Here is a 16365-nt window from a genome sequence, read left to right as displayed (position 1 = left end):
CCGGCGGTACGCCGTACGGGCCGTCGAAGTCCCTTGATCGGAAAAGATGATGATCCGATCGGGGGACCTCCGCGCCGTGCTCCACCGAAATCGCCCACGCGCCTGAACTACGCTCGGAACGCCCTGTCCGGAGCCCCGGCGGGCGACGCGTGCAGCGAAGTGGAGCGTGGCCCGTGACGGATCAGGCGGTGGACACCAGCGGCCCGGCCGAGGCGGCGGGGACCGAGGAGCCGTCCGGCACCGCCCCGCCCCGACTCCTGGGCCGCGAACGCGAGTTGAAGCAGCTGCGGGCCGACATCGAACGGACCGGCCTGGACACCCTGGCCGGCCGCAAGGCCGCCCGCGCCCGGGTCCTGCTGATCGCCGGACGCCCCGGCTCCGGACGCACCGCGCTCGCCGGTGAACTCGCCCGCGGGCTGCTCGCCGACGGCAACCACCCCGACGGACTGCTCCGCGCCAGGCTCACCGACCCCGACGGCATGCCGGTCCCCACCGAGCGCACCGCCCGCGAACTGCTCGGCCGGCTGGGGGTGACGGGGCCGCCCGGCGCGGACGGCGACGAACTCTCCGAGCTGCTCCGCCGGGAGCTCGCCGGCCGCCGCGTCCTGCTGCTCCTGGACGACGCGGCGGACGCGGAGCAGGTGGACCCGCTGCTGCCCGACAACCCGGACTGCCTGGTCGTCGCCACCTCCGAGGGCCCGCTGACCGGGATTCCCGACGTCCGCCCCTGCACCATCGGCGGTCTGGACCCGGGCGCCGCCGTGAAGCTGCTGGCCCGCACCATCGGACAGGTCAGGATCACCGTCGACCCGCGGACCGCCGAGCGCCTGGCCGAGGAGTGCGGCGGGCTGCCGGCCGCCCTGGTCATGGCCGCCGGACTGCTCGCCGCCCAGCCCATGGCATCGGTCGCCGACATCGCCGGACAGCTGCGCGAGCTGCCGGAGGACACCGACCAGCCCACCGGCTCCCGCCCGCTGGCCCGGGTCTTCCGGCTGGTCCACGACTTCCTGCCGGCCACCGCCGCCCGGATACTGCGCCTGCTCGCCCTGGCCCCCGCCGGACTCGTCGACGCCCACACCGCCTCCGCACTGGCCGGCTGTTCCGTCTCGGCCGCCCAGCAGACCCTCGACGACTTCGTGGCCCTGGGACTGCTGCGCAGCAACGGGGCCGGCCGGCCGCAGTACGAGCTGCCCGGCTGCCTCGCCCCGCTGCTGCGGGCGCTGCTGGAGGCCCGGGAGCGCCCGGCGGAGATCCAGCTCGCCGGTGCCCGGCTGCTGGAGCGGACCGTACGGCTGCTGCAGTCCTGCCGGGCGACCACCGACCCGGAGGGCTCCCCGGCCCGCCGCAAGCTCGCCGGGCTGCCGCGGTCGCTGCGCTTCCCCAGCCCCGAGGCGGCCGCCGAATGGCTGCGGACCCGCCGCCCGGCGCTGCTGGCCTCGGCCGCGATGGCCGTCGAGGACGGCGAACTCGACACGCTGGCCAGGCGGTTGGTCGCCGCCCTGGTACGGGCACTGGCCGCGCACCAGGGCACCGAGGCGGCCGCCCCGGACCTGTACGGGCTGCACGGCCTGGTGCTGGCCGTCGCCGAGCGGCGCGACCTGCCGCGCGAGCGGGCCGCGGCGCTCCTCAACCTCGCCGACCTCGACGCCGGGACCGGCCGCACCCGGGAGGCGCTGGCCCGGTACCGGGCCGCCCTGGACGCCGGACGGGAGGCGAAGGACCCGTACGCCACCGGCCGCGCGATGGAATCCGTGGGCGGCGCCTACGCCGAGCTGGGCGACTACCAGCGGGCCGCCGACTGGTACGGCCGGGCGCTGGCGCAGCGGCTCACCCAGGGGGAGCGGACCGACGAGGCACGGCTGTACGGGCGGCTCGGCGCCGTCCACACCTACGCCGGACGGTACGGCGAGGCGCTGCGGAACTGGCGGGCCGCGGCGGCCGGGTACCGCAGGCTCGGTGACGTGCCCGCCCAGGCGCGGGCGCTGAGCGAGGCGGCCCGGGTCCAGGAGTACGCGGGCCGGCCGCGCGAGTCGCTGCACACCTGCCGGGAAGCCGTCGAATGGGCCCGGCGGGCCGGTGACGTCCGGCTGCAGGCGGCGCTGGAGCTCCGGCTGGCCGACACGCTCGACCGGCTCGGCGACCCGGCCGCTGCGGGCCTGCACCGGGGCGTGGCCGACAGATTGCTGGACCAGAAGGGCTCGACCTGCGAAATCCGTAGTACGGCGACAGAAAAATAATGCTTTGTAAGGCTAGACAGTACGAAACCCTTCATTAGACTGGCTGTGCCGCGTGCGTTCGCGGTGTCTCCATTTACGTAGTGTCTATCCGGGTATGTATGGGTATGCCCGGGTAACCCTCTGAGCCAAGGACCGTGATCGACGTGAAGGTCGGCATCCCCCGCGAAGTCAAGAACAACGAGTTCCGCGTGGCGATCACGCCTGCCGGTGTGAACGAGCTCGTCCGCCACGGCCACCAGGTCGTCGTCGAGCAGAACGCCGGGGCCGGCTCCTCCATCACGGACGAGGAGTACGTGGCCGCGGGGGCGCAGATCCTGCCCACCGCCGACGAGGTCTGGGCCACCGCCGACCTGCTGCTCAAGGTCAAGGAGCCGGTCGCCGAGGAGTACCACCGCCTGCGCAAGGACCAGACGCTCTTCACCTACCTCCACCTCGCCGCCTCCCGCGAGTGCACCGACGCGCTGCTGGAGTCGGGCACCACCGCCATCGCCTACGAGACGGTCGAGACCGCGAACCGCGCGCTCCCGCTGCTCGCCCCGATGTCCGAGGTCGCGGGCCGGCTGGCCCCGCAGGTCGGCGCCTACCACCTGATGCGCTCGGTCGGCGGCCGCGGCGTGCTGCCGGGCGGCGTCCCGGGCACGGCGGCCGGCAGGGCGGTCGTCATCGGCGGCGGCGTCTCCGGCTGGAACGCCACCCAGATCGCCGTCGGCCTCGGCTTCCACGTCACGCTGCTCGACAAGGACATCAACAAGCTCCGCGAGGCGGACAAGATCTTCGGCACCAAGGTGCAGACGGTCGTCTCCAACGCCTTCGAGCTGGAGAAGGCGGTCGTCGAGGCCGACCTCGTCATCGGTGCCGTGCTCATCCCCGGCGCGAAGGCCCCGAAGCTGGTCACCAACGAGCTCGTCGCCAAGATGAAGCCCGGAAGTGTACTTGTCGACATCGCGATCGACCAGGGCGGCTGCTTCGAGGACTCGCACCCGACGACCCACGCCGAGCCGACCTTCAAGGTCCACAACTCGGTCTTCTACTGCGTCGCGAACATGCCGGGCGCGGTGCCGAACACCTCCACGTACGCCCTCACCAACGCCACGCTGCCGTACATCGTGGAGCTCGCCAACCGCGGCTGGGCCGAGGCGCTGCGCCGGGACGCCGCGCTCGCCAAGGGCCTCAACACCCATGACGGCAAGGTCGTCTACCGCGAGGTGGCCGAGGCGCACGGCCTGGAGCACGTCGAGCTGAGCTCGCTCCTCGGCTGACGTCCTTCCGGCGGCCCGAGGGGCCGCGGCGGGAAGGTGACCCATCTCCCGTCAACTTCATGCGTCCGGCCGGACCTTGCCGAGCAAGGTCCGGCCGGACGCATGTCGGGACCCGTGCGCGGCGCGTTCAACTCGTCTCGAACGTAACTCTTCAACCGATTCGTACACCGGTTAAAAGTGCGCCGTGATGGCCGCATGCCCTTGACAGGGAGGTGTTCGATTGCCGACACATCGGGCCGGGTCCGGCGGATTGTGTTGCTGCGAAGCGGTGACACGCCATAGAGTCGCCAATCGTCGGCATGGTGCCACGCTGACCTATCGATAAGTTTCCTGGTCACATCCAAGGAGGTAAGACGACTTGTGAATGAGTCGACATTTACTCCCGGGGGTGTACAACCAGGGATGCCTGCGCGGGGCCAGAGCCCGAACGGGCTGGAGGCTGTCGGCTCCGTCGCTGTCCGCGCCTTCTCCACCCAACAGCACATGACGACAGCCCCCCAGATGATGGACGGCCTACACGTGAACGCCATGGCCGGCAACGAGAGTGGCCGGGAGACCGCCCGCTTCGCCGACTTCGACGAGGTGCCCCAGGGGCACTTCTACGACCCCGACGCCGAATACGAGCCCGACCCGGAATACGCGGCCACCCTCGCGCCCGACGCTGCCCGCCAGCGCCGCGAGCGGATCGGCCCGACCGGTCGGCCCCTGCCCTACTTCCCGATCCCGGGCCCGCTGACCGACCACGGTCCCGCGAAGATCATCGCAATGTGCAACCAGAAGGGCGGCGTCGGCAAGACCACGTCGACCATCAACCTGGGTGCCGCGCTCGCGGAGTACGGACGCCGGGTCCTGCTCGTCGACTTCGACCCGCAGGGAGCCCTGTCGGTCGGGCTCGGCGTCAACCCGATGGAGCTCGACCTCACGGTCTACAACCTGCTCATGGAGCGGGGCATGTCGGCCGACGAGGTCCTGCTGAAGACCGCGGTCCCCAACATGGACCTGCTGCCCAGCAACATCGACCTGTCCGCCGCCGAGGTGCAGCTGGTGAGCGAGGTCGCCCGGGAGTCCACGCTGCAGCGCGCCCTGAAGCCGCTGATGGCCGATTACGACTACATCGTGATCGACTGTCAGCCCTCGCTGGGCCTGCTCACGGTGAACGCCCTGACGGCCGCCCACAAGGTCATAGTGCCGCTCGAGTGCGAGTTCTTCGCGCTGCGCGGTGTGGCGTTGCTCACCGAGACCATCGAGAAGGTCCAGGAGCGGCTCAACCCCGACCTGGAGCTCGACGGCATCCTCGCCACCATGTACGACTCCCGCACGGTGCACAGCCGTGAGGTCCTCGCGCGCGTCGTCGAGGCGTTCGACGACCACGTCTACCACACGGTCATCGGGCGCACCGTGCGTTTCCCGGAGACCACGGTCGCCGGCGAACCCATCACCACGTACGCCTCCAACTCGGTGGGTGCCGCCGCCTATCGCCAGCTCGCCAGGGAGGTGCTCGCCCGGTGTCACGCCGAGTGAGTCTGCCCGGGGCCGACGAACTGTTCCGTACCACCGGGGGGATGGGGCTGCAGGCCTCGTCCCCCGGGGACCGGCGGCGCAAGGCGAGCGGCGAGGCCCGGGTGCCGGGCCCCGCCGGTGAGAGCGACCCCGGGGCGGACGGAACCGGGACGGACACGGCGGAGGAGACCGCAGCCGCATCGCGCGAGGAGCACTCCGCGGCGGACGCCGACGCGGGGGAGTCGCGCAGCCGCGGCGGCGAGGGCGACCGGGTCGCGGCGGCCGCGCAGGCGGGGCGCAGGCCCCAGCAGTCCGCCCCGCCGGCCGCGCAGGAGGCGGCGGCCGCGGTCCAGCCGCAGCGCAGGCGCGGCGGCCGCGGTGCGAACCGCAGGCCCAGCGGCCGCGAGCGCCACGACGAGAAGATCACCGTCTACGTCTCGGCCGAGGAACTGATGGACCTGGAGCACGCCCGCCTCGTGCTGCGCGGTGAGCACGGACTGGCCGTCGACCGCGGACGGATCGTCCGCGAGGCGGTCGCCGTGGTCCTGGCGGACCTGGAGTCGCGGGGCGACGCGAGCATCCTCGTACGGCGGCTGCGCGGCCGCTGACGGGCGGAGACCGGCCTGTGGCCCCGGCAGGCGCACGACGCGCCGCCGAGCCGCCGGGAACGTCCCGGCACGGCCGTACGCGAAGACCCCGGCCCGCGGCGCGCCGCGTCCGACGCCGCGCGCCGAGCCGCCGGGGACCGCCGGGCAGAACCCGGTACGTCCCGGGGCGGTGGGGAGCGGGATCCCGACGCCCCGCGCCCGCGGAGCCGTCGGTCGCCGACGCTCCTTCCCCGGGCCTTGGGCCGCGGTCGAGCAGGTCCCTCTCCGCCTCGGATCCGAAGCCGCATGACGCCGCTCGCCGATCCACTCCCCACCGCCCCCGGGGCGTTAGCCTGCTGATGGGCCGCCGGTCGAGCGGCCCGGTCCCTTCCGTACGGCCACACCCGTGTCCCGCAGCCCCTGGACCCTCATGCCGACGACCGACGAGCCCGCCCGTCCCCCTCGCCGCCCCCTGGGTCGCGGCCCGGGGAGCCGGACCGTACCGGAACGGGCGGGCGGCCCGGCGCTCCCCGCCGACGGGGCGGCCCCCGCACACCCGGCGGCCCCGGAAGCACCGGACGTGCCGGAGACGGCCGAGGCATCGGAGACGCCGGAGGTACCGGAGACGGTCGGGGCCCCGGAAGCGACAGAAGCGCTGGAGACGGCCGAGGCACCAGAAGCGCCCGAGGCGTCCGGGGCGGAGGGCGAGGCCGCCGAGGACGGGCGGTTCACCGTTCGGCTGGCGAACTTCGAGGGGCCCTTCGACCTGCTGCTCCAGCTCATCTCCAAGCACAAGCTGGACGTGACCGAAGTCGCGCTGTCCAAGGTCACCGACGAGTTCATGGCGCACATCCGGGCCATGGGGCCGGACTGGGACCTGGACCAGACCACCGAGTTCCTCGTGGTCGCCGCGACCCTGCTCGACCTGAAGGCCGCCCGGCTGCTGCCCACCGCCGAGGTGGAGGACGAGGCGGACCTGGCGCTGCTGGAGGCGCGCGACCTGCTCTTCGCCCGGCTGCTCCAGTACCGCGCGTACAAACGCATCGCGGAGATCTTCAGCGAGCGGCTGGAGTCGGAGGGACGGCGCTTCCCGCGGACCGTGGGCCTGGAACCGCACCACGCCGAGCTGCTGCCCGAGGTCGCGATCAGTATCGGGGCGGAAGGATTCGCCCGGCTGGCGGTGAAGGCGATGCAGCCCAGGCCCAAGCCGCAGGTGTACGTCGACCACATCCACGCACCGCTGGTCAGCGTGCGGGAGCAGGCCGGGATCGTGGTGGCGCGGCTGCGCGAGGCGGGGGAGGTCACCTTCCGGGCGCTCACCGAGGACGCCCCGGACACCCTGACCGTCGTCGCCCGGTTCCTCGCGCTGCTGGAGCTGTACCGGGAGAAGGCCGTCGCGCTCGACCAGGACGAGGCGCTCGGCGAACTCCTGGTGCGCTGGGCCGGGGGAGAGGGGGACGAACCCGTGGTCACGGACGAGTTCGACACCGAGGCGCAGGGCGCCCAGGAGGAAGTGAAGGCATGAGTCAGCAGGACACCACCGGCTCCACCGTCGCGGATCTCGACCTCAAGCCCGCGCTGGAGGCCGTCCTCATGGTCGTCGACGAGCCCGCGACCGAGGAGCACCTCGCCAAGGTGCTGGAGCGGCCCCGCCGGGCGGTCGCCGACGCGCTGCGCGAGCTGTCCGACGAGTACACCGTGCAGCGCCGGGGCTTCGACCTACGGCTGGTGGCGGGCGGGTGGCGCTTCTACACCCGTCCCGAGTACGCGGAGGCGGTCGAGGGCTTCGTCCTGGACGGCCAGCAGGCCCGCCTCACCCAGGCGGCGCTGGAGACCCTCGCCGTGGTCGCGTACCGTCAGCCGGTCAGCCGGTCGAGGGTCTCGGCGGTGCGCGGAGTGAACTGTGACGGGGTCATGCGGACCCTCCTGCAGAGGGGCCTCGTGGAGGAGGCGGGCACGGAACCCGAAACAGGTGCGATCCTGTACAGGACGACGAACTACTTTCTGGAGCGGATGGGCCTGCGTGGCCTGGATGAGCTCCCGGAGCTCGCGCCCTTCCTCCCCGAGGCGGACGCGATCGAGGCCGAGACGCCAGAGGGTGTGCCGTCGTTCGATCCGGACGCACCGGACACCCCGGATACTCACGCAGACGACAAGACGGACTTTTGATGCGAAGCAGTGGCAGGAACAGCGGAAGCGGCAGCGGCAGGAGCGGCGGCAACCGGAATCCCCGGGGTGCCGGCGCCGGCCGTGACGGCCGTGACGGCAACCAGGAGCAGCGTCCCCGCCGGCCCAGGCCCGAGGAGCGCCGCTACGACGTGGGCGCCACCGGCGAGAAGAGCGGCGACGGTCCCCGCAAGGGCCGCGGCACCGCGGCCCGCGGCGGGGCCAAGGGCGGCCCGAAGGCCGCACAGGGCGGCGGCCGGAGCGGTGACCAGCGCCGCCGCGGCGCCCCGTCCCGTCCCCGGGAGCTCGACGCCAAGATCGAGCAGCGCAACCGGGACCGGTACGCGAACAAGCCCGACATCAAGCTCCCCAAGACCCACCCCGGCGCCGAGCAGGAGGGCGAGCGGCTGCAGAAGGTCCTCGCCCGGGCCGGAATGGGCTCGCGCCGCGCGTGCGAGGAGCTGATCGAGCAGGCCCGTGTCGAGGTGAACGGCGAGATCGTCGTCGAGCAGGGCATGCGCGTGGACGTGCACAAGGACGAGATCAAGGTGGACGGCCTGACCGTGGCCGCCCAGTCCTACCTCTTCTTCGCGCTGAACAAGCCCGCCGGCGTCGTCTCCTCCATGGAGGACCCGGACGGCCGCCAGTGCCTCGGCGACTACGTCACCAACCGTGAGACGCGGCTCTTCCACGTCGGCCGGCTGGACACCGAGACCGAGGGCATCATCCTGCTCACCAACCACGGCGAGCTGGCCCACCGTCTGACCCACCCCAAGTACGGGGTGAAGAAGACCTACCTGGCCGCCATCCAGGGACCGCTCCCGCGCGACCTAGGCAAGCGGCTCAAGGACGGCATCCAGCTGGAGGACGGGTACGCCCGCGCCGACCACTTCCGGGTCGTCGAGAACACCGGCAAGAACTACCTGGTCGAGGTCACCCTCCACGAGGGGCGCAAGCACATCGTCCGCCGGATGCTGGCCGAGGCCGGTTTCCCGGTCGAGCGGCTCGTGCGCACCTCCTTCGGACCGATCCCGCTGGGCGACCAGAAGTCCGGCTGGCTGCGCCGCCTCACCAACACCGAGGTGGGCATGCTGATGCGCGAGGTCGGCCTGTAGCGGCCCCCGCACCGCGGCCCGCGGCCGGTTTCCCCCGACGTTTCGAACGGGAACCGGCCGCGGGCCTTTTGCCGTGCCCGTTCCCCCTTTATAGTCAGAGTGACTATTAAGGAGGCGGGCGTGAGTCTCGCGGATTTCCTCGATCCCCTGCAGCAACCCCTGGTGACGGTTCTGGACACCCCGGTCAGCTGGACCGAGGTGCTCGGCTTCGGCAGCGGTGCGCTGTGCGTCTGGCTCGTGGCCCGCCAGCACCTCGCCAACTGGCCGATCGGCATCGCCAACAACCTCTTCTTCCTCCTGCTGTTCACGCAGTCCGGTCTGTACGCCGACGCCGGCCTGCAGATCGTCTTCATCGTCCTCGCCTGCTACGGCTGGTGGACCTGGACCCACGGGGGTGGACCAGGAACACCGGACCTGCCGGTGAGGCGGACCACGCGCACCGAATGGATCTGGCTGCTCGTGGCCGGGGCGGTGGGGGCCCTCGCCCTCACCGCCCTGCTCGACCGCGCCACCGACTCGACCGTGCCCTTCTGGGACGCCCTGACGACCGCGCTGTCCCTGACGGCGACGTACGGGCAGTGCCGCAAGCTCGTCGAGTCGTGGTGGCTCTGGATCGCCGCCGACGTGGTGTACGTCCCGCTGTACGCGTACAAGGAGCTCTACCTGACCTCGCTGCTGTACATCGGGTTCATGACGCTCTGCCTGATCGGGCTGCGCAACTGGCGGCGCGATCTCGCCGGGCAGCGGCGGGAGCTGACGGGAGCGACGGCATGAAGCGCTTCGGGCACGGGCTGGTCCTCGGCAAGTTCTATCCGCCGCACGCCGGCCACCACCACCTCGTCCGCACCGCGCAGGACCGCTGCGAACGGCTGACCGTCCTGGTCTGCGCCGCCTCCGTCGAGTCCGTGCCGCTCGCCGACCGGGTCGCCTGGATGCGGGAGGTCCACCCGGAGGCGCGGGTCGTCGGCGCCGTCGACGACATCCCCATGGACCTCCACGACCCGGCGATCTGGGACGCGCACATGGCCGTCTTCACCTCGGCCGTGCCCGAGCCGGTGGACGCCGTCTTCACCTCGGAGCCGTACGGGGACGAACTCGCCCGCAGGTTCGGCGCCGAGTCCGTCTGCGTCGACCCCGAGCGCACCGTCTTCCCCGTCTCCGGGACGGCCGTCCGCAAGGACCCGGTCGGCTGCTGGGACTTCCTGGAGCCGCCGGTACGGGCCGCGCTCGCCCGCCGGGTCGTCGTCCTCGGCGCGGAATCCACCGGCACCACGACGATGGCCCTGGCCCTGGCCGACCACTACCGTCGGCGCGGCGGCATCTGGGCCCGGACCGGCTGCGTCCCCGAGTACGGCCGGGAGTTCAGCGAACGGAAACTGGCCGAGCTGCGCGCCCGCCGGCCCGGCGCCCAGTGGGAGGACGTCGTCTTCCGCACGGAGGACTTCCCGCTGATCGCCGAGGCCCAGAACGCCGCGGAGGAGAAGGCCGCCCGCATCGGATCGCCGGTGCTCCTCTGCGACACCGACTCCTTCGCCACCACCGTCTGGCACGAGCGGTACATCGGCGGACGCAACCCGCTCGTCGAGGAGACCGCCGACCGCGTCGCCCACCACCTGTGGCTGCTCACCGACCACGAGGGCGTCGCCTTCGAGGACGACGGACTGCGCGACGGCGAGGAGCTGCGCCCCTGGATGACCGACCGCTTCCGGGCCGAACTCACCCGCACCGGGCGCCGGTTCGTCGAACTCACCGGACCCCACGAGAAACGCCTGGAGACCGCGGTCGCCGCCGTCGACCGGCTGCTCGCCGACGGCTGGGACTTCGCCGCCCCCCTGCCGGAGAACCGATGAGCACCGGCATCCCCGCGGGCTACGACCCGCACGCCTTCGAACCCTTCGCGGTCACCGTGGACCTCGCCGTCTTCACGGTCCGCGCCGGCCGGCTGCACGTCCTGCTCGTCGAACGCGGCGAGGAGCCGTACAAGGGCCACTGGGCGCTGCCCGGCGGCTTCGTACTGCCCCGCGAGTGCGCCGAGGACGCCGCCCGCCGGGAACTCGCCGAGGAGACCGGACTGACGGAGGCCACCGTCGGCGCCCTCCACCTGGAACAACTGCGCACCTACAGCGACCCGGACCGCGACCCCCGGATGCGGGTCGTCTCCGTCGCGTACGCCGCGCTCGTGCCCGACCTGCCCGAACCGCGCGGCGGGGGCGACGCGGCGGGCGCCCGGTGGTGGGACGCCGGGATGCCGGAGAAGGAGACGGACACCCCCGGCCGGGCGGGCACCCCGCCCCGCGCCCCGGGCCCGCTCGCCTTCGACCACGACCGCATCCTCGCCGACGCCCACGACCGGATCGGCGCCAAGCTGGAGTACACCTGCCTCGCCACCGCCTTCTGCCCGCCCGAATTCACCCTGGGGGAACTCCAGCAGGTGTACGAGACGGTCTGGGGCGTCGAACTGGACCGGCCCAACTTCCGGCGCAAGGTCCTCACCACGCCCGGCTTCGTCCAGGTCGTGGAGGGGCCGCCACGCCGCACCGGCGGACGGGGAAAACCGGCCGCGCTCTACCGGGCGGGGGCCGCCACCGCCCTGCACCCTCCACTCCTGAGACCGGAAGGAAGAAGCACATGATCGTGACCAGGACCATCACCAAGCAGGCCGCCACCGGCGCGCTGACCGGGCTCGCGCTCGGCGACGCCCTGGGCTTCCCGACCGAGTTCAACAACGTGCCCTCGATCCTCGCCAAGTGCGGGCCGTGGCGCCGGATGCAGCTGCCGAAGCCCGCGTTCGTCACCGACGACACCCAGATGACCCTGGCCCTGGGGCGGGGCCTGCGCACCGCCATGGACCGCGGGCTGCTCACCCCGCTGCGGCTGGCCCGCCCGGTGCGCGAGGAGTTCGTCGACTGGTACCACTCGCCCGACAACAACCGCGCCCCCGGCCGCACCTGCATGACCGCCTGCCGGCTGCTCGACAGCGACCGGCCCTGGCAGGAGGCCAGCCAGACCGGCTCCAAGGGCTGCGGCGCCAACATGCGGGTCGCGCCGATCGGACTCGCTCCCGGACTGAGCGACGAACAGCGCTCCGGCGCCGCCCAGTTGCAGGCCGCCCTCACCCACGGCCACCCGACCGCGCTCGCCGCGTCCGACCTGACGGCCCGCGCGGTGTACCTGCTGGCCCGGGGAGCCGAGCCGACGGGACTGATCGGGCAGCTGCGCAGCTACGCGTACGAGAACAGCGGCCGCTACCTCACGCGCTGGCTCGGCGACCTCTGGCGGTACGCGGGCGACGCCTCGCCCGAGCTGTACATCCGGCGTGGCTGGGAGGAGTGCCTCGCCGCCCTGGCCCGGGCCCAGGACGCCCTGCGCGACCCCTCCCCGGAGACCGACCCCTGCGAGCGGACCGGCGACGGCTGGATCGCGGAGGAGGCCCTCGCCACCGCCCTGCACTGCTTCCTCCTCTTCCCCGAGGACCCCGTCACCGCACTGCGCCGCGCCGCCTGCACCCGGGGCGACTCGGACTCCCTGGCCTGCCTGACCGGGGCGTTCGCCGGGGCGCACCTGGGGGCGGCGGCCTGGCCCAAGGAGTGGTCGGAGCGGATCGAGTACCGGAGCGACCTGCTGGCGCTGGGGGCGCTCTGGGATTCTTGAGCCATGAGTACGGAAACGACGCCCCTCCAGGAGGCCGGACTGCCGGTCATGGACCTCGGCCCGGTCCTCGCCGGGGAGCGCCACCCGCTGCTGTTCGCCACGGTCTCCGGGGCGCACCTCTACGGATTCCCGTCCCGGGACTCGGATGTGGACCTTCGGGGGGTCCATCTCCTGCCCGCGGAGGACCTCCTCGGGCTGCGCCGGCCCGAGGAGACCCGCTCGCGGATGTGGGACCGGGACGGCGTCGAGATGGACCTCGTCACCCATGACCTGCGGAAGTTCGTCCAGCTGATGCTGAAGCCCAACGGTTACGTGCTGGAGCAGCTGCTCTCGCCGCTCGTCGTGCACACGAGCGGCCCGCACGCGGAGCTGGTGGCCCTGGCCCCCCGGGTGCTCACCCGCAACCACGCCCACCACTACCGGGGATTCGCCAACACCCAGTGGCGGCTCTTCGAGAGGACCGGCGAGCTGAAACCGCTGCTGTACACCTTCCGGGCGCTGCTCACCGGCATCCACCTGATGCGCAGCGGCGAGGTGCTGGCACACCTGCCGACGCTCCTCGGGGAGGTGTCCGCCCCGGCCCGGCTGCCCGATCTGATCGCGGCCAAGGCCGAGGCCGAGCACGGGGGAGCGGAGGGCGTGGACGGTGCGGCGGTGTCCCGGGAGGTCGAGGCGCTGCACACGGTGCTCGACGAGGCGCAGGCGACGTCACGGCTCCCCGACGCGGCCGACGGGTTCGACGCACTGCACGACCTCGTGGTGCGCGCCCGGCCGGTGGGGCGGGCGTCGTAGCCGCAGGGCCCGTCGGGCCCTGCGGCGCGCTTCTCCCGCCGGGCCTCGGCACGTGTTCCCGCCGAGCTTCAGCGTGTGTTTCCGCCGGGTCTCATGCCGTGTTCCCGCCGGGCCAGGACGCGGAGGCCCGGCGGGTACGGACCAGGAAGTCCTCCACCCGGGCCCGGTCCGGTCCGGGCGGCAGGGGCGAGCCGGCCACCGCCCCGTCGTTCTCCTCGACCAGGCGGTTCATGCGGCGTTCCACCTCCGCCCAGGAGACCTCGCCCCGCTTCACCGCCAGCAGTTCCTCCCGGGCCGCCCCCACCTCGATCGTGAGCTCGCCCGTGCGCAGCAGGTCCCGGACGCTCGCCAGCAGCCGCAGCAGGTGCATGGCGTGCTTCCAGCGCGGGGCCCCGCGCTGCCGGACGTCCGCCTCCAGCTTCCGGCGCTGGCCCACCGCGTAGCGCACGAAGGTCTGATGGACCAGCCGGGAGAGGAACGCGCCGCGCAGCGAGAGGAGTTCGCGGCCCACGGCGTCGACGTGCTCCACCAGCGGCGAGTGCAGGCACTCCAGCACGTTGGGGTTGGCGCGCAGGGCCAGTTCGCAGAAGCGCTCCAGCTCCCAGGAGAACTGCTCCGGGGCCGGCCCCTCGACATGGGTCGGCGGCTTGTCGAACCGCCAGAACAGCGGGGTCGGTGCGAGGAAGACGCCGCGCAGGTCGGTGTCGCTCCCCTCCGTGGCGAGCCCGAAGGCGCGTGAGCCCATCACACAGGAGTAGACCGTGTGGTCGCGTACGAGGGCCTCGGGATCAGGGGTGATCATGCGGGTGAGGGTACGGGGGAGGAGGCGCGCCGTGCCGGGAGTTTCCCGGTGCGCACGGGGCCGGGAGCCGTGCCGCCCGAGTGGCAGGAGCCCCGGTTCTGATCGACATTGTCGATAAATCATCCCCTTCGGAAGGGCGGAACCATGGCGGGAAACGACCTCGGCAGCCTGCTGGGCGGACTGCTGGGCGGCGGCAGTGGCCAGGGCGGTGGCGGACAGGGCGGCGGCTCCGGCGGCGCGGGGCACATCCTGGGCGCACTGCTGGGCGCGCTCGGCGGCGGCCAGGGCGGTGGGAGCGGCCGGGGCGGCGGCAGCGCGCTCGAAGGGCTGATCGACGTGCTCACCCGGTCCGGCCTGGTCGACCAGGCGCGGTCCTGGGTCGGCACCGGCGCGAACCAGCCGGTCAGCGGCGCCCAGATCGCCGAGGCGCTGCCGGACGAGACCCTGCGGCAGGTCGCCCGGGAGACCGGGGTCTCCACGGAGCGGGCGGCCGACGAGATCGCCCGGTCGCTGCCGACGGCCGTCGACAGATTGACCCCGTCGGGGGAGGTGCCCGAAGGCCGCTCCATCGAGGACCTGGTCCGCGAGCAGCGGCTCTGAAACGGCCCCGCCCACGAGGGGCGGCGGGACGCGGCCCGTCTCACTGACAGAGCACCCGGGGCCGCGGGCCCCGCCGCCCCTCTAGGCTGACCGGGCAGGGATCACGCAGGCGGACAGCAGGCGCGAGACGCACGAGGGAACCGAGGAGCACGACGTGGCGGTACGAGCGGTCCGCGGAGCCGTCCAACTGGAACGGGACGAGGCCGGGCACATGGAGGAGCGGGTCGGGGCCCTGCTCACCGCCGTCCTCGAACGCAACGGATTCCTCGCGGACGACCTCATCAGCATCTGGTTCACCGCCACCCCCGACCTGCACAGCGATTTCCCGGCCGCCGCCGCCCGCGGGCTGGGTATCGTCGACGTCCCGCTGATCTGCGCCCAGGAACTGGACATCACGGGGGCCATGCCCCGGGTGGTGCGCGTCCTGGCACACGTGGAGACGTACCTTTCCAAGTCCGAGATCGCGCACGTGTACCTCGGCGCCACCGCCGCACTCCGCAAGGACATCGCCCAGTGAGAACCGCCCTCGTCATCGGAACGGGCCTGGTCGGCACCTCCGCAGCGCTCGCCCTCGCCGGGCGCGGGATCCAGGTCCACCTGACCGACCACGACCCCGGATCGGCCCGCACCGCGGCCGCGCTCGGCGCGGGTACGGACGAGGCCCCCGAGGGCCGCGTCGACCTGGCGATCGTCGCCGTGCCGCCCGCCCACGTGGCCCCGGTCCTGGCCGCCGCCATGCGGGACGGCGTCGCGCGCGGCTACCTCGACGTGGCCAGCGTCAAGGGCGGGCCGCGCCGCGAGCTGGAGGCCCTCGGCCTCGACCTCACGCCCTACATCGGCACCCACCCCATGGCGGGCAAGGAGCGGTCCGGCCCCCTCGCCGCCACCGCGGACCTGTTCGAGGGCCGCCCCTGGGTCCTCACCCCGACCCGGGACACCGACACCGAGGTCCTCAACCTCGCCCTGGAACTGGTCGCCCTCTGCCGGGCCGTACCGGTCGTGATGGACGCCGACGCCCACGACCGCGCCGTCGCCCTGGTCTCGCACACCCCGCAGCTGATCTCGTCGATGGTCGCCGCCCGGCTGGAGGAGGCCGAGGAGTCCGCCGTGCGCCTCTGCGGCCAGGGCATCAGGGACGTCACCCGGATCGCCGCCTCCGACCCCCGGATGTGGGTGGAGATCCTCTCCGCCAACCCCGGCCCGGTCGCCGACGTGCTGGCCGGGGTCGCCGCCGACCTGGACGAGACGGTACGGGCGCTGCGCGGCCTCGAATCCGGTGACGGCGACAAGCGCCGGCAGGGCGCCGAGGGCATCGAGGACGTCCTGCGCCGCGGCAACGCGGGCCGGGTCAGGGTGCCGGGCAAGCACGGCACCGCACCCGCCGCGTACGAGATCGTGTCCGTGCTGATCAGCGACCGGCCGGGCGAGCTGGCCCGGATCTTCTCCGACGCGGAACGGGCCGGGGTCAACGTCGAGGACGTCCGCATCGAGCACGCCACCGGGCAGCAGGCGGGTCTGGTCCAGCTGATGGTCGAGCCGAGCGCGGCCCCCGCACTGAGCACGGCACTGCGTGAGCGGGGCTGGTCGATACGGCAGTAGGCCCGGGGCGGACGGGGGCGGAGGGCGTTGTCCACAGGGGTGCAGGGCTCCGCCCCG

16 protein-coding genes are annotated in these 16365 nt (G+C 73.0%); 15 read left to right on the top strand and 1 reads right to left on the bottom strand.

The genetic code is table 11. The features are described 5' to 3' along the window. Nucleotides 1–173 precede the first annotated feature (173 nt). The 12 genes from ACFYW1_RS29080 to ACFYW1_RS29025 all read left to right on the top strand — a co-directional run bounded on the left by ACFYW1_RS29080 (nt 174) and on the right by ACFYW1_RS29025 (nt 13307). On the top strand, nt 174–2237 hold the full coding sequence (locus ACFYW1_RS29080; protein ID WP_388999514.1) for a tetratricopeptide repeat protein: 2064 nt from the start codon (nt 174–176) through the stop codon (nt 2235–2237). Nucleotides 2238–2380: 143 nt separating this feature from the next. Next, nucleotides 2381–3496: an alanine dehydrogenase gene (ald, locus tag ACFYW1_RS29075; RefSeq protein WP_388999574.1), complete on the top strand. Its 1116-nt coding sequence runs from the start codon at nt 2381–2383 to the stop codon at nt 3494–3496. A gap of 402 nt (nt 3497–3898) precedes the next feature. Then, a complete protein-coding gene (locus ACFYW1_RS29070) occupies nt 3899–5017 on the top strand; it encodes a ParA family protein (protein ID WP_148833898.1) in 1119 nt (372 codons plus the stop codon). Continuing rightward, nucleotides 5014–5604 (top strand): hypothetical protein, encoded by a 591-nt coding sequence (locus ACFYW1_RS29065; protein ID WP_388999571.1) that lies wholly within the window; start codon nt 5014–5016, stop codon nt 5602–5604. Before ACFYW1_RS29070 ends, ACFYW1_RS29065 begins: the two co-directional genes overlap by 4 nt. A gap of 409 nt (nt 5605–6013) precedes the next feature. After that, the gene (locus tag ACFYW1_RS29060) at nt 6014–7108 is read left to right on the top strand and encodes a segregation and condensation protein A (protein ID WP_388999568.1); all 1095 of its coding nucleotides are present in this window, start codon (nt 6014–6016) and stop codon (nt 7106–7108) included. Beyond that, nucleotides 7105–7752: an SMC-Scp complex subunit ScpB gene (gene scpB / locus ACFYW1_RS29055; protein ID WP_388999511.1), complete on the top strand. Its 648-nt coding sequence runs from the start codon at nt 7105–7107 to the stop codon at nt 7750–7752. Before ACFYW1_RS29060 ends, scpB begins: the two co-directional genes overlap by 4 nt. Further along, the gene (locus ACFYW1_RS29050; protein ID WP_388999508.1) at nt 7752–8864 is read left to right on the top strand and encodes a pseudouridine synthase; all 1113 of its coding nucleotides are present in this window, start codon (nt 7752–7754) and stop codon (nt 8862–8864) included. The genes scpB and ACFYW1_RS29050 overlap by 1 nt, the downstream gene beginning before the upstream one ends. Nucleotides 8865–8984: 120 nt before the next feature. Next, nucleotides 8985–9638 carry a nicotinamide riboside transporter PnuC gene (pnuC, locus tag ACFYW1_RS29045; RefSeq protein ID WP_388999505.1) on the top strand — a complete coding sequence of 218 codons (654 nt, stop codon included), beginning with the start codon at nt 8985–8987 and terminating at the stop codon, nt 9636–9638. Beyond that, complete coding sequence (locus tag ACFYW1_RS29040; RefSeq protein ID WP_388999502.1) at nt 9635–10714, top strand: AAA family ATPase; 1080 nt, start codon at nt 9635–9637, stop codon at nt 10712–10714. Before pnuC ends, ACFYW1_RS29040 begins: the two co-directional genes overlap by 4 nt. Continuing rightward, on the top strand, nt 10711–11496 hold the full coding sequence (locus tag ACFYW1_RS29035) for an NUDIX domain-containing protein (RefSeq protein ID WP_388999499.1): 786 nt from the start codon (nt 10711–10713) through the stop codon (nt 11494–11496). The genes ACFYW1_RS29040 and ACFYW1_RS29035 overlap by 4 nt, the downstream gene beginning before the upstream one ends. Continuing rightward, on the top strand, nt 11493–12515 hold the full coding sequence (locus tag ACFYW1_RS29030; protein WP_388999496.1) for an ADP-ribosylglycohydrolase family protein: 1023 nt from the start codon (nt 11493–11495) through the stop codon (nt 12513–12515). The genes ACFYW1_RS29035 and ACFYW1_RS29030 overlap by 4 nt, the downstream gene beginning before the upstream one ends. Before the next feature lie 3 nt (nt 12516–12518). Next, a complete protein-coding gene (locus ACFYW1_RS29025) occupies nt 12519–13307 on the top strand; it encodes a DNA polymerase beta superfamily protein (RefSeq protein ID WP_388999493.1) in 789 nt (262 codons plus the stop codon). 91 nt (nt 13308–13398) lie between these two features. Here ACFYW1_RS29025 and ACFYW1_RS29020 read toward each other — a convergent pair whose 3' ends face one another. Beyond that, complete coding sequence (locus ACFYW1_RS29020) at nt 13399–14109, bottom strand: DNA polymerase beta superfamily protein (RefSeq protein ID WP_388999490.1); 711 nt, start codon at nt 14107–14109, stop codon at nt 13399–13401. A 144-nt stretch (nt 14110–14253) separates the two neighbouring features. On the opposite strand from ACFYW1_RS29020, the gene ACFYW1_RS29015 reads away from it, so the two are divergent. The 3 genes from ACFYW1_RS29015 to ACFYW1_RS29005 all read left to right on the top strand — a co-directional run bounded on the left by ACFYW1_RS29015 (nt 14254) and on the right by ACFYW1_RS29005 (nt 16308). After that, on the top strand, nt 14254–14709 hold the full coding sequence (locus ACFYW1_RS29015) for a YidB family protein (protein WP_388999487.1): 456 nt from the start codon (nt 14254–14256) through the stop codon (nt 14707–14709). A 154-nt stretch (nt 14710–14863) separates the two neighbouring features. Beyond that, nucleotides 14864–15226 (top strand): chorismate mutase, encoded by a 363-nt coding sequence (gene aroH / locus ACFYW1_RS29010; protein ID WP_388999484.1) that lies wholly within the window; start codon nt 14864–14866, stop codon nt 15224–15226. Next, complete coding sequence (locus ACFYW1_RS29005) at nt 15223–16308, top strand: prephenate dehydrogenase (protein WP_388999481.1); 1086 nt, start codon at nt 15223–15225, stop codon at nt 16306–16308. Before aroH ends, ACFYW1_RS29005 begins: the two co-directional genes overlap by 4 nt. Nucleotides 16309–16365 lie beyond the last annotated feature (57 nt).

Source organism: Streptomyces sp. NPDC002669 (assembly GCF_042889165.1).
Taxonomy (GTDB): domain Bacteria; phylum Actinomycetota; class Actinomycetes; order Streptomycetales; family Streptomycetaceae; genus Streptomyces.
Note: the sequence above shows the minus strand (reverse complement) of the source record. Positions and strands in the feature narration are given on the sequence as shown.